Source organism: Phenylobacterium sp. GW823-FHT02A09, assembly GCF_058797775.1.
On sequence record NZ_JBXAJZ010000001.1, the window covers coordinates 726,906 to 738,903 of the forward strand.

12 protein-coding genes and 3 tRNA genes are annotated in these 11,998 nt (G+C 67.1%); 13 read left to right on the forward strand and 2 right to left on the reverse strand.

The annotated features are described in order from the left end of the window. The first annotated feature begins 33 nt into the window (after positions 1-33). On the forward strand, positions 34-522 hold the full coding sequence (gene msrB / locus AC1Q87_RS03740) for a peptide-methionine (R)-S-oxide reductase MsrB (RefSeq protein WP_492607639.1): 489 nt from the start codon (positions 34-36) through the stop codon (positions 520-522). Here msrB and AC1Q87_RS03745 read toward each other — a convergent pair. After that, positions 519-1,469, reverse strand: a complete 951-nt coding sequence (locus AC1Q87_RS03745; RefSeq protein WP_492607640.1) for an alpha/beta hydrolase — start codon at positions 1,467-1,469, stop codon at positions 519-521. The genes msrB and AC1Q87_RS03745 overlap by 4 nt on opposite strands. A gap of 23 nt (positions 1,470-1,492) precedes the next feature. Further along, the gene (gene phaC / locus AC1Q87_RS03750; RefSeq protein ID WP_492607641.1) at positions 1,493-3,433 is read right to left on the reverse strand and encodes a class I poly(R)-hydroxyalkanoic acid synthase; all 1,941 of its coding nucleotides are present in this window, start codon (positions 3,431-3,433) and stop codon (positions 1,493-1,495) included. Positions 3,434-3,525: 92 nt separating this feature from the next. Between phaC and AC1Q87_RS03755 the strand changes: the two genes are divergently transcribed. The 12 genes from AC1Q87_RS03755 to AC1Q87_RS03810 all read left to right on the forward strand — a co-directional run bounded on the left by AC1Q87_RS03755 (position 3,526) and on the right by AC1Q87_RS03810 (position 11,992). Next, positions 3,526-3,987 carry a hypothetical protein gene (locus tag AC1Q87_RS03755; RefSeq protein ID WP_492607642.1) on the forward strand — a complete coding sequence of 154 codons (462 nt, stop codon included), beginning with the start codon at positions 3,526-3,528 and terminating at the stop codon, positions 3,985-3,987. Between the two features lie 115 nt (positions 3,988-4,102). Further along, positions 4,103-5,323: an LL-diaminopimelate aminotransferase gene (locus tag AC1Q87_RS03760; RefSeq protein ID WP_492607643.1), complete on the forward strand. Its 1,221-nt coding sequence runs from the start codon at positions 4,103-4,105 to the stop codon at positions 5,321-5,323. Then, on the forward strand, positions 5,320-6,609 hold the full coding sequence (locus AC1Q87_RS03765) for a homoserine dehydrogenase (protein WP_492607644.1): 1,290 nt from the start codon (positions 5,320-5,322) through the stop codon (positions 6,607-6,609). The genes AC1Q87_RS03760 and AC1Q87_RS03765 overlap by 4 nt, the downstream gene beginning before the upstream one ends. Before the next feature lie 45 nt (positions 6,610-6,654). Next, positions 6,655-7,608 carry a class II fructose-bisphosphatase gene (glpX, locus tag AC1Q87_RS03770; RefSeq protein ID WP_492607645.1) on the forward strand — a complete coding sequence of 318 codons (954 nt, stop codon included), beginning with the start codon at positions 6,655-6,657 and terminating at the stop codon, positions 7,606-7,608. A 4-nt stretch (positions 7,609-7,612) separates the two neighbouring features. Then, positions 7,613-9,412 carry a single-stranded-DNA-specific exonuclease RecJ gene (gene recJ / locus AC1Q87_RS03775; protein ID WP_492607646.1) on the forward strand — a complete coding sequence of 600 codons (1,800 nt, stop codon included), beginning with the start codon at positions 7,613-7,615 and terminating at the stop codon, positions 9,410-9,412. Positions 9,413-9,536: 124 nt separating this feature from the next. Beyond that, positions 9,537-9,611 (forward strand) — tRNA-Glu (locus tag AC1Q87_RS03780). Between the two features lie 166 nt (positions 9,612-9,777). After that, positions 9,778-10,377 carry a cold-shock protein gene (locus tag AC1Q87_RS03785; RefSeq protein ID WP_436061399.1) on the forward strand — a complete coding sequence of 200 codons (600 nt, stop codon included), beginning with the start codon at positions 9,778-9,780 and terminating at the stop codon, positions 10,375-10,377. Between the two features lie 83 nt (positions 10,378-10,460). Next, positions 10,461-11,003 carry a DUF192 domain-containing protein gene (locus AC1Q87_RS03790; protein ID WP_492607647.1) on the forward strand — a complete coding sequence of 181 codons (543 nt, stop codon included), beginning with the start codon at positions 10,461-10,463 and terminating at the stop codon, positions 11,001-11,003. Next, complete coding sequence (locus AC1Q87_RS03795; protein ID WP_492607648.1) at positions 10,996-11,424, forward strand: PaaI family thioesterase; 429 nt, start codon at positions 10,996-10,998, stop codon at positions 11,422-11,424. Before AC1Q87_RS03790 ends, AC1Q87_RS03795 begins: the two co-directional genes overlap by 8 nt. A gap of 69 nt (positions 11,425-11,493) precedes the next feature. Next, a tRNA-Pro gene (locus tag AC1Q87_RS03800) sits at positions 11,494-11,570 on the forward strand. 28 nt (positions 11,571-11,598) lie between these two features. Then, positions 11,599-11,904, forward strand: a complete 306-nt coding sequence (locus AC1Q87_RS03805; RefSeq protein WP_492607649.1) for an ETC complex I subunit — start codon at positions 11,599-11,601, stop codon at positions 11,902-11,904. 11 nt (positions 11,905-11,915) lie between these two features. Further along, positions 11,916-11,992 (forward strand) — tRNA-Arg (locus AC1Q87_RS03810). Positions 11,993-11,998: the final 6 nt, after the last annotated feature.

An 11,998-nucleotide genomic window follows, 5' to 3' on the forward strand; every position in this document is an offset into this window, starting at 1 on the left:
ATCCGCGTGCGCGAGAGCGCCGTATCTCCTGGCATGAGCAAGATCGACCGACGCGCTTTCCTGATGGGATCGGCCCTGGCGTTCGTTCCGGCGCTGTCCGCCGCGGCTGATGATCCCTATGCCGCCTCACCCTGGCGGAAGCTGTCCGACGCCGAGTGGCGTAAGCGACTGGATACGGCGACCTACAACGTCCTCCGCAGGGAGGCGACCGAGATGGCCGGCACCAGTCCGCTCAACAAGGAAAAGCGGAAGGGAACCTACGTCTGCGCCGGCTGCGCGCTGCCGTTGTTCGTGTCCCAATGGAAATTCGAGAGCGGCACCGGCTGGCCCAGCTTCTACACGGCGATCAAAGGCGCCCTGGGCAAGAAGACCGACTTCGCCATCGGCGTACCGCGGACCGAATACCACTGCGCGCGCTGCCTCGGGCATCAGGGCCATGTCTTCCCGGATGGGCCGCGGCCGACGGGCCTGCGCTACTGCAACAACGGCGACGCGCTGCGGTTCGCGCCGGCCAAGGGCTAGGGCTGAGCCGGCGGCTTGCGGATCGCGGCGAGGACGTGATCGACCCCGCGCAGCACGGCGTCCGAGTGCGTGAGCCCGAGCAGGGTTGCGTGACCGGCGTCGCCCTCGTTTTCGTAGTAACCGGCGCGGGAATTGCGCTCTGGCGCGCGGCGAGCCGTATTCCAGCCGGCCATGAGCTCGGCGTTTCCGGCCGTGATCACCGCCACCGGCCAATCCGGATTGAGCTGAACAGCGGCGGCCTGCGCCGCGCCCTGCGGCCAGACCAGCACCTCGTCGGCGGCGGTGCGCGCATGTCGCCCGGAAACGAAGGCGTGGCGCTTTTCCGCCTGGCCCTGCGGCGGCAGGCCGATGCGGTCGCCCTTGTAGTACGCGATCTTGGTCAGGCCGAGGCTGCCCGCGACAGCGCTGGCGCGCGCGACCATCTGGACGCGGTTGAGGAACTTTTGGGCCCCAGGACTTTCGGCCATCTCCGGCGTCGTCGCTTCGAGCAGCACCAGGCCGGCGACTTGGTCGGGATGCTGTCCTGCGTAGAGACGGATGTGCTGCCCCGCCATCGAGTGGGCCATGAAGACAAAGGGGCCGGGCTCCCCTGAGGCGGCGATCAGCTTGGCCAGGTCGGCGGCGACTGCGGCGCTGTCGCGGGGTTTGGGGCCGGGATCCGAGAAGCCCATGCCTGCGCGGTCATAGGCGCAGGAGCGAATCCCCTTGCCGGCCAGCCGCTGCTGGATCGCGGCGAAGTCGGCGGCCAGCCCCCAGGCGCCGGCTTCCATCCAGATCACGGGCTGATCCGATTTGGGCCCCGCACAAACGAGGCGAAGCTTGCGGCCGCCGATGTCGACGTAGCGGCCGCTGGGCTCGAACGGCCCGGACAGGGCGACTAACGCCAGGCCCGAGCCCACCCACAGGGCGAGCAAGGCCGCCAGCCCCAGCAACACCGTCTTGATCATCACGCCCCCGAAAGCTCAGCCGCCTAAGACTTCACCTTCACATAGGAACCGGGCGCGGCCTCGATAGGGGCGAACTTGCCCTTCGCCGGATCGCGGGCTGGGACAAGGCCGCCTGACTTGGCTCGCAGCCACTCGGCCCAGTGCGGCCACCAGGAGCCGGGCGTCTCGACGGCGTCGCCCATCCACTGCTCGACGCTCTCCGGCAGGTTGCTGTTGGTCCAGTGCTGGTACTTGTTGGCCACCGGCGCGTTGATCACGCCGGCGATGTGGCCCGAGCCGGCGAGGGTGAAGGTCACCGGACCGCCGAACAGCCGCGCGCCGCGATAGACCGAGCGGGCCGGCGCGATGTGATCCTCCTTCGAAGATTGCACATAGACCGGGGTCTTCACGTTCTTCAGGTCGAGCTTGACGTTGTCGAGCACCAGCTCGCCCTTCGACAGCGCGTTCTCGCCGTAGAACTTGCGCAGGTAGAAGAGGTGCAGCGCCTTGGGCATGCGGGTCTGGTCGGAATTCCAGAACAGCAGGTCGAAGGGCTTGGGCTCCTTGCCCATCAGGTAGTTGTTCACGAAGAACGACCAGATCAGGTCGTTGGCGCGCAGCGAGTTGAAGGTCTCGGCCATGGTCTGGCCCGACAGTACGCCGCCGGCCGCGTCCATCTGCTTTTCCAGGTCGGACAGCCAGTCCTCGTTGGTGAACAGCAACAGGTCGCCGGCCTCGGCGAAGTCCTGCTGGGCGGCGAAGAAGGTGGCCGAGGAGATCCGCTGGTCGTTCTTGGCCGCCATGTGCGCCAGCGACGAGGAGAGCAGGGTGCCGCCGATGCAGTAGCCGACGGTGTTGACGCGATCGACGCCAGCCTGGGTCATCGCCGCCTCGGTGGCCGCGTAGATGCCCTGGTGCATGTAGTCCTCGAAGGTCTTGCCTGCGAGGGCGGGGTCCGGGTTGACCCAAGACGCGACGAACACCGTGAACCCCTGGTCGGTGAGCCAGCGGATCATCGAGTTCTCGGGGCGCAGGTCGAGGATGTAGAACTTGTTGATCCACGGCGGGAAGATCAGCAGCGGAATCTCGTGGACCTGGTCGGTCGTCGGATTGAACTGCAGCAGCTGCAGGATCTCGTTTTGGAAGACGACTTGGCCCGGCGCGGTGGCGACGTTCTCGCCGATCTTGAACATCTGATAGTCGGTTTGGCTGATCGCCAGCTGGCCGCCGCCGCGGGCCAGGTCCGCCGCGAAGTTCTCCATCCCCTTGACCAGCGACTCGCCGCGGCTGGCCATCGCCTCGCGCAGCGCCGCCGGGTTGGAGGCCAGGAAGTTCGACGGTGAGAAGGCGTCGGTGAGCATCTTCATGAAGAACTCGACGCGCCGCTTGGTCATGCCGTCGACGCCGTCGACCTCGGCGACCAATCCGTTCAGCCAGTTCGAAGTCAGCAGATAGGACTGCTTGATCACGTCGAAGACCGGATTCTCGGCCCAGTCCGGATCATTGAACCGCTTGTCGCCGCGCTCGGGCTGGACCACCGGCTCGACCGCTTCGCCGCTGGCCCGGCGGGCGGCGGTCTGCCAAAGCTCGAGATAGCGTTGGAAGAGATCGGCCTGGGCGCGGACCAGACGGTCGGGCTGGGCGATCAGGCGGCCCATCACATCGGTCAGGGCCGGGGCCACGTGGAACGGGTCGGGCTGCAAACCGGCCGGGCGTTCAGCCTGGCGCAGAGCCGCTTCGGCGATCGCGCCTTGCGCGGTCAGCGCGGCCCGGGCCAGGTTGGTCGAGAGCTTTTCCATCATCTCGCGCTGCTCGGCGCTCAGCTGCTCGAAGCTCGACGCGTTCGCGGCTGCAGGTGCAGCCTGCTCCTCGACGGCGATTTCTGGCGGCGGCATGGCGGCGGATTTGGTCTTCGCGGCCTTGCTGGCTGCCTTGACCTTCTTCTTCGCCTTGGTTTTCGGCGGCGCCGTGGCCTGATCGCTCATCGCCCGTTGTCCTCCCGCATGCGCATTCCTTTGGAGCGAAAGCGCCCACGCTCTTCCGCCCGACGCGATAGTGGCATAAGACCGAGACGGAAATGAACGCGCCGCTTCGACTTTTTGCATGTTCGTCGCTTGGAGCCACCGCCCGGGCGCTGCTCGGTTGTGCTTCGCTGGCCGTGCTGGCGGCCGGATGCGCGGCCAATCCGTTCTCTGAAGCCAAGGTGGACCCGAATTCGGCCGTGGCCGAAGACGTGGCGCGAATGGCCCATGAGTCGCGGACCTTCCCGACCTTCGCCGAGATCCCGCCCTTGCCCGCGGCGCAGCGGCCGGCTGCCGAATGGGGGAAGGCGGCGGACCAACTCGAGATCGCCGGCGCCAAGGTCGAGCAAGCGACGGCGCCGAACACCTGGACATTGACCGGCACCGAGCGATTCGTGGCGCGCGCCCGTTCGCAGGCTGGTCCGGATATTGGGTCGGACGCGTCGACGACGCCGTCCAGCGAGGCGTTCGCCAAGGAACTTCGGGAGCGAGCTACCCCGCCTCCGTCGCCGCGATAATTCGGCAGGCGGGGGCAAAAATGACCTTCAACCTGCTTGGCTCGCCCCGTCGCGGGGGCTATCCATGCGCGACTTCAGCTCCCCATCGCCGCGAGCGTCGCGGCCAGAGCTCAAAATGACTCCCGAATTCCACCGTATCCGCCGGCTCCCGCCCTACGTCTTTGAAGAAGTAAATCGCATCAAGGCGCGGCTTCGCGCTGAGGGCGTCGACATCATCGACTTCGGCATGGGCAATCCGGATATGCCGACGCCCAAGCACATCGTCGACAAGATGATCGAGACGGCGCGTGATCCCAAGGCGGGTCGCTACTCCGCCTCCAAGGGCATTCCCGGTCTGCGCAAAGCCATGGCCGGCTACTACAAGAAGCGGTTCGACGTCGACCTGAACCCTGACACCGAGGTCATCGCGACGCTCGGCTCGAAGGAGGGGTTCGCCAATCTCGCCCAGGCGCTGACCGCTCCCGGCGACGTCGTGATCTGCCCGAACCCGGCCTATCCGATCCACGCCTACGGCTTCATCATGGCCGGCGGGGTGATCCGCCATGTCCCGGCCCCGTCGCCGGAAGAGTACCTGGCTGGGATCAGCCGCGCGGTGAAGCACTCGGCGCCGCCGCCCAGCGTGCTGATCCTGTCCTATCCGTCCAACCCGACGGCGCAGTGGGTCGACCTGGACTTCTACAAGGAGGCCGTTGCGCTGGCGAAGAAGCACGACATGCTCGTGCTTTCCGACATCGCCTATTCGGAGATCTACTTCGAGGACAACCCGCCTCCGTCGATCCTGCAGGTCGAGGGCGCCAAGGACATCGCCGTCGAGGTCAACTCGCTGTCCAAGACCTACGCCATGGCCGGCTGGCGCGTCGGCATGGTGGTCGGCAACGCGCGGATGTGCGCGGCGCTGGCGCGTGTGAAGTCATATCTCGACTATGGCGCCTATACGCCGATCCAAGTCGCGGCCGCGGCGGCGCTGAACGGCCCGCAGGATTGCGTCGATGAGATCCGCGCGATCTACAAGGCGCGCCGTGACACCCTGGTCTCGTCGATGAAGCGCGCTGGCTGGGACATCCCGCCGCCGCCCGCCTCGATGTTCGCCTGGGCGCCGCTGCCGGAGAAGTTCAAGGAAGCCGGTTCAATGCTGTTCGCCAAGCTGCTGATCGAGGAGGCCGGCGTCGCCGTCGCTCCCGGCGTGGCCTTCGGCGAATATGGCGAGGGCTATGTGCGCATCGGGCTCGTCGAGAACGAGCACCGCATTCGGCAGGCGGCGCGCAACGTGAAGAAATTTCTGGCCAACGCCGAGGAGATCCTCGGCCGGGCCCACAACACCATGGCGGCGCAATGAGTAAAACTGAGTGGCGGGTCGGCGTCGCGGGCCTCGGTACGGTCGGCGGCGGCCTGCTGAACTTCCTGTCGGATCGGGCCGGGTTCGCGCCGGCCGGCGGCCAGGCGGTCGTGACCGGCGTGTCGGCGCGTTCGCGGTCTCGTCCGCGCCCGTTCGATATCTCGAACCTGCCCTGGTATGACGACCCCGTCGAACTGGCGAAGTCGTCGGACATCGACATCTTCGTCGAACTGATTGGCGGATCCGACGGTCCGGCCAAGGCCGCCGTCGAGGCGGCTCTCAACGCCGGCAAGCCTGTCGTGACCGCCAACAAGGCGCTGATCGCCGAGCACGGCGCGGAACTCGCCGCCCTGGCGGAATCCAAGGGCGTGCCGCTGCTGTTCGAGGCCGCGGTCATGGGTGGAACGCCGGCGGTCAAGATGCTGCGCGAGGCCATGGTCGGCGACGACGTGAAGTCGGTAGCCGGCATCCTGAACGGCACCTGCAATTTCATTCTGTCCGAGATGGACAGCGGCGGGCGCTCGTTCGCCGACGTGCTGTCCGAGGCCCAGCGCCTGGGCTACGCCGAAGCTGACCCGACCATGGACGTCGGCGGCTTCGACGCCGCCCACAAGATCTCGATCCTGGCGGCGCTCGCCTTTGGTTGCGCGCCGAACTACGCGGCCGCGGAGATCGAAGGCATCGATCAGGTCGCGCTGCTCGACATCCAGCTCGCCAAGGACCTCGGCTACAAGATCAAGCTGATCGCCTCGGCGAACCGGTCCGACGAGGGCGTGCTGGTGCGCGTCCATCCGACCCTGGTGGCCCAGAGCCATCCGTTGGCCCAGGCCGGTGGCGCGCTCAACGCGCTGTTCATTGAGGGCACGCGGATCGGCCGGATCTTCATCCAGGGCCCCGGCGCAGGGGCCGGGCCGACGGCGGCGGCCGTGGCCGCCGACATCGCCGACGTGATGACCGCCGCCCAGCGGCCCGTCTTCCAGGCCCCGGCCAAGTCGCTGAAGCCCTTTACGCCGGTCGATCCGGCCCGGAGCCTGAGCCGCGCCTATCTGCGGTTCCTGGTCAAGGACGAGCCCGGCGTCATCGCCGCGGTGTCCGAAACTCTGGCCGAGGCGGGTGTCTCGATCGAGAGCTTCCTGCAGAAGCCGGTGGAGAACGCCGAAGGCGTGCCGATCGTGCTGACCACGCACGCCGTGGCGGAATCGGTGCTGACGGCGGCGATCGACCGCATCGCCAATCTGCCGGCGGTGCTGGAAAGACCGCGCCTCTTGCGGATCGCCCGCATATAAGAATCCAAGGATAGTCTGCGCCCGTCGAGGTGCTGGGAGAGACAGATGAGCTCGCAAGATCTGGATCGCAGTCTGGTTATGGACGCGGTTCGGGTGACGGAGATCGCTGCGATCGCCGCCTGGAAGCTGGTCGGGCGCGGGGACGAGAAAGCCGCTGACCAGGCCGCCGTCGACGCCATGCGTACGGCGCTCAACGACCTCGACATCGACGGCGAGATCGTGATCGGCGAGGGCGAGCGGGACGAGGCCCCGATGCTCTACATCGGCGAGAAGGTCGGCCGGGGCAAAGGCCCCGCCATCGACATCGCGCTCGATCCCCTGGAAGGCACCACCCTGACGGCGAAGGCGATGGCCAACGCGCTGGCGGTGATGGCGTGGGCGCCGAAAGGCAGCCTGCTGAACGCGCCCGACACCTACATGGACAAGATCGCCTGTGGTCCTGGCTATCCCCCCGGCGTCATCGACCTCGACAAGACCCCGGCGGAGAACGTGCGGACGCTGGCCGAGGCGAAGGACGTCGACCCGTCCGAAATCACGGTCTGTGTGCTGGATCGTCCGCGACATGCCGAGATCATCGCGTCAGTCCGGTCGGTGGGAGCGCGCGTCCATCTGATCACTGACGGCGATGTGGCTGGCGTGATCAACACGTCGGACCCCACCACCGGCGTCGATCTCTACATCGGTCAAGGCGGCGCGCCGGAAGGCGTCCTGGCCTGCGCAGCGCTGAAGTGCGTCGGCGGCCAGTTCCAGGGCCGCCTGGTGTTCCGCAACGCCGATGAGAAGGCGCGCGCCGCCCGGATCGGGATCACCGAATTCGATAAGAAGTACGACCTGCACGAGATGGTCCGCGCCGATGCGATCTTTGCGGCGACCGGCGTGACCAACGGCGCCCTGCTGGATGGCGTGGCCTACGATGACGGCTTCGTCCACACCCATACCTTGGTGATGAACTCCTCCACCCGCACCGTGCGTGAAGTGCGGATGAAGCGGCCGGTCTAGGACCGTGCCGGACGGGGGCTCGACGGCGGCCTATCTTGGTGTCGCGCGGTCACTGACGGGCCGGGCGTGGCGCGAGCGACCGGCCGATCCCGCCATCGTGCGCCGTCACCAGTTGGCGCTTGGCCTCTCCGAACCCCTGGCGCGGGCGCTGGCCTCGCGCGGGGTCGGCGCCGACGGCGGCGAAACCTATCTCAACCCCACGCTCAAGGCGCAGTTTCCCGATCCGTCGAGCTTCCTCGACATGGACCGGGCCGCCGCGATCCTGATCGACGCGCTGCTCGCGAACCGGTCGATGACCGTGTTCGCGGACTACGACGTGGACGGCGCCTCGAGCGCCGCCCAGCTGGTTCGCTGGTTCCGTGTCATGGGCATGGAACTGCCGATCTATGTGCCGGACAGGATGACGGAGGGCTATGGCCCGTCGCCCGCGGCGTTCCGCAAGATCCGCGCATCCGGCGTCGACCTGGTCGTCACCGTCGACTGCGGCGCGGCTGCCTATGAGGCGCTGGCCTGCGCGAAGGAGATCGGGCTCGAAGTGGTGGTGATCGACCACCACCTGATGCGCGACCAGATCCCCGATGTCGCCGCCCTGGTGAACCCCAACCGCCCCGGTTGCGAGTCGGGTCAGGGCGTCCTGGCCGCCGCGGGGGTGGCCTTTGTGCTGCTGGCGGCTCTGAACCGCGAGGCCAGGGGCAGGGGGCTGTTCCAGGACCGGGCCGAACCGGATCTGCGCCAATGGCTGGATCTGGCGGCGCTCGGGGCGATTTGCGATGTCACCCAGCTCGTGGGCTTCAACCGCGCGCTGACGGCGCAGGGGCTGAAGGTGATGTCGGGGTGGCGCAATCCCGGCCTGAAGGCGCTGCTTGAGGTCGCTAAGGGTTCTGGCCCCGCCAGTGTCTTCCACGCCGGTTTCATCCTTGGCCCGCGCATCAACGCCGGCGGCCGCATCGGCCGCTCGGATCTCGGCGCAAGACTGCTGTCGACCGACGATCCGGAGGAGGCGGCTGCTCTCGCCGCCGAACTCGACGCCCTCAACGCCTCACGCAAGGAAGTCGAGAAAGAGATCTTCGACGAGGCGGTGCGCGTCGTGGAGCGTGAAAGCAACCAGGCCGACGCGCCGATGGCGCTGGTCGCCGCCGATGGCTGGCACCCGGGGGTGATCGGCATCGTGGCGAGCCGCCTGCGAGAACGCTATCGCAAGCCGACCATGGTCATCGGCGTCGATCGCGCCGCGAACATCGGCAAGGGCTCGGGCAGGTCACAGCCGGGGGTGAACCTCGGCCGCGCCGTGCAGGCCGCGTTCGACGAGGGGCTGCTGCTGGCGGGCGGCGGGCACGCCATGGCCGCGGGCCTGTCGGTGCGGCCAGAGCTCATTCCCGACCTGCGGGCCTTCCTGAACGAGCACATCGCCGCCGAGGCTGAAATCGCGGCCGCAGAGGACGCCTTGGACATTGACGCGCTGGTCACGGCCGGCGGGGCCGACCGGGGACTCTGGGCGGCCTTTCAAGCGATGGCGCCCTTTGGGCCTGGCAACCCCGAGCCGATGTTCGCCGCGGCCAATGTCCGCGTGGAGCGGCCCATGGCCCTCCGCGGCGGCCACGTGCGGGTGACGCTGACTGACGGCTCGGGCGGCCGGTTGAAGGCGGTGGCCTGGCGCGCCGAAGAGACGGACTTGGGCCGGGCGCTGCTCGGCGGGGCCGGAGCGATCCACGTCGCCGGTCGCCTGAAGCCCGATGACTGGCAGGGACGCGAGAGCGTCGAGCTGGAAATCGAAGACGCCGCCGACCCTCGTCGCGTTGGCTGAGCCTTGAGCCAGAAGGGCTCGGGCCCTCTGCTTCGCATTCGAATAACGGCGTGCTGAAAAAGGTTTGAGCAAGGCGCTTGCGCCCCCGAAGATTCGCCCATATAGACACCGCTCTCGCGGACGCGGTCCCTTCGTCTATCGGTTAGGACGCCAGGTTTTCAACCTGGAGAGAGGGGTTCGACTCCCCTAGGGACTGCCACCGCGAGGCTCCCCAAAATCACTCGTTCACGACGCTGGCGCGAATATTGCGACCGACGCGTGTGTTGCTCGCAAAATGCCCCATTGACGGCACTAGCGTAACGAGAACACTGTTCTAGTTGGCCATATCCGAAAGGATCGGGGGGAGACCGGGGCCAGAGGGGCAGATGTCTGGTTACGAATTTGAGGGATTAGGTCCACACGAAGAAGCCGTGCGGATCAGCGGGCGTGTGAAGTGGTTCGACGCCGGCAAGGGTTATGGATTTGTCGTTCCTGACGACCCCAATCAAACGGGGCTCAAGGACGTATTGCTTCACGTCACAAGTCTTCGCAATTCAGGCCGCGAGAGCGCGCTCGAAGGTGCGGTGATCGTCTGTGACGTGATCCGACGTCCGAAGGGGTGGCAGGTCGCCGAGGTGCTGGAGGTGGATGAGAGCTCTGCTCCGCCGCCCTCCGACCGCCGACGACACGACGAGGGGCATCACGGACGCAGTTTTGATCGCGGGGGCTTTGGCGCCCGTCCTCAGCGCCGTCCGTTGACTCCGCGTGGTCCGTTGGAACGCGCCAAGGTGAAGTGGTTCAACCGCGCAAAAGGCTACGGTTTCGTGGTCCGCGACGGGGAGACCGGCGACATCTTCGTGCACATTGAAACCCTGCGGCGGTCCGGCATTGAGGACCTGCAGCCGGGTGACGATGTCATGGTGCGGTTCGCGGAAGGTCCGAAGGGGCTTGTCGTCGCCGAGATCGAGTCTGTAGGTCTGGCCTAGAGTCTTTCGGGACTCTCGACCTGGGGGCACGACGCTCGTCGCGCTCCGGACCCACTGCTCGGAGGTTTCCGGTGCCTAGTCAGATGAGGCTGCGACGCGGCCTGACCGTGCTCGTCGGCGCGCTGACGCTTCTTGCGGCCTGTGCGCAGGAACCGGCGGCGCAGGAGGCTTCGGCTCATGCTGCGCCTGCACCCTCAGTCGCGGCGTCGGCGCCGGCTGCTGGCGCGGTCGGAAAGCCGCCGGCGGGTTTCGAGGCGCTGGAGGCGGTGACGCCGTCCAGCCGGACCCGTTTCTTCGTCGAGATCGCCGACACCGACGCTGAGCGCGAGAAGGGGCTGATGTTCCGCAAGGAAGTGCCGCCTGACCGCGGCATGCTGTTCGACTTCAAGACGCCGCGCGAGGTGGCGTTTTGGATGAAGAACACCCTGATCCCGCTGGACATCATCTACATCCGCACCGACGGCACGGTTCTGTCGATCGCCCGCAACACCACGCCGCTGTCCGAGGCGCCGATCCCGTCGGGCGGTCCCATCGTCGGCGTCCTGGAACTGGCCGGAGGCCGGGCCGGAGAAATCGGCCTGATGCCGGGCGATCGCATCGAGCACCGGATCTTCAAGCGTGACTGACAAGGATGTGGTGCCGGCGCCTCCGGCCGGATTTGTGCCGTCAGGCAGCCGCGGGCCGTTCTCGAGTCACAACGGACCCTATTTTCACCGCGCCGAGATGGGCGAGGTCACCGAACAGGCCTTCTATGCCCTGCCGCGCCACGCCAACGGCCTGGGGCTGGTTCACGGAGGCATGCTGACCGCCTTTCTCGACGGTCTGATGGGCGCGGCGGTCTATCGCAGCGCGCGCCAGACAGCGGTTACGATCCATCTCTCGATTGATTTCCTGCACATGGCGCGGGTTGGGGAATGGGTGATGGGCGAGGCGCGGGTGACGCGCGCGACCCGCGATGTCGCGTTCGTCGAGGCTCGCGCGCACGTAGCCGGAACGGACGTCGTGCGCGGCTCGGCCGTGTTCAAGTTGATGCGGCGCCACGGCTAGGCGTCGGCGCGCGACTTTGTTCAATTGCGGGAAAGGCCAAAGCCTTATATCCCGCCCACGCCGGCTCTTCGGGGTGTAGCGCAGCCTGGTAGCGCATCTGCTTTGGGAGCAGAGGGTCGCAGGTTCGAATCCTGCCGCCCCGACCACGCCGGTAAGATTTCTATGAGGCTTCGCATGCTCGCGCGCATCTATCGTCCGGCCAAGAACGCCATGCAGTCCGGCAAGGCCAAGACCAAGGACTGGGTGCTCGAGTTCGAGCCGGACTCGGCCCGTCGCTCGGACCCGCTGATGGGCTGGACCCTGACCAGCGACATGAACGGCCAGATCCGTCTGTCCTTCGACACCAGCGACGATGCGGTGGCTTACGCGCAGGCTCACGGCATTCCGTTCCAGATCACCGAGCCGAAGGCGCCCAAGCGCATCCTGAAGGCCTACGCCGACAACTTCGCCTACAATCGCAAGCAGTCCTGGACGCACTAGCAGCCTGCCAGGCGCCCATAGCTCAACCGGATAGAGCATCCGCCTTCTAAGCGGACGGTTGCAGGTTCGAGTCCTGCTGGGCGCGCCAGGCCGC

Excerpts from the sequence above, each read along its gene's own strand:
- msrB (WP_492607639.1), top strand. The coding sequence starts at position 34 with ATGAGCAAGATCGACCGACGCGCTTTCCTGATGGGATCGGCCCTGGCG.
- AC1Q87_RS03745 (WP_492607640.1), bottom strand. The coding sequence starts at position 1,469 with ATGATCAAGACGGTGTTGCTGGGGCTGGCGGCCTTGCTCGCCCTGTGG.
- phaC (WP_492607641.1), bottom strand. The coding sequence starts at position 3,433 with ATGAGCGATCAGGCCACGGCGCCGCCGAAAACCAAGGCGAAGAAGAAG.
- AC1Q87_RS03755 (WP_492607642.1), top strand. The coding sequence starts at position 3,526 with ATGAACGCGCCGCTTCGACTTTTTGCATGTTCGTCGCTTGGAGCCACC.
- AC1Q87_RS03760 (WP_492607643.1), top strand. The coding sequence starts at position 4,103 with ATGACTCCCGAATTCCACCGTATCCGCCGGCTCCCGCCCTACGTCTTT.
- AC1Q87_RS03765 (WP_492607644.1), top strand. The coding sequence starts at position 5,320 with ATGAGTAAAACTGAGTGGCGGGTCGGCGTCGCGGGCCTCGGTACGGTC.
- glpX (WP_492607645.1), top strand. The coding sequence starts at position 6,655 with ATGAGCTCGCAAGATCTGGATCGCAGTCTGGTTATGGACGCGGTTCGG.
- AC1Q87_RS03785 (WP_436061399.1), top strand. The coding sequence starts at position 9,778 with ATGTCTGGTTACGAATTTGAGGGATTAGGTCCACACGAAGAAGCCGTG.
- AC1Q87_RS03790 (WP_492607647.1), top strand. The coding sequence starts at position 10,461 with ATGAGGCTGCGACGCGGCCTGACCGTGCTCGTCGGCGCGCTGACGCTT.
- AC1Q87_RS03805 (WP_492607649.1), top strand. The coding sequence starts at position 11,599 with ATGCTCGCGCGCATCTATCGTCCGGCCAAGAACGCCATGCAGTCCGGC.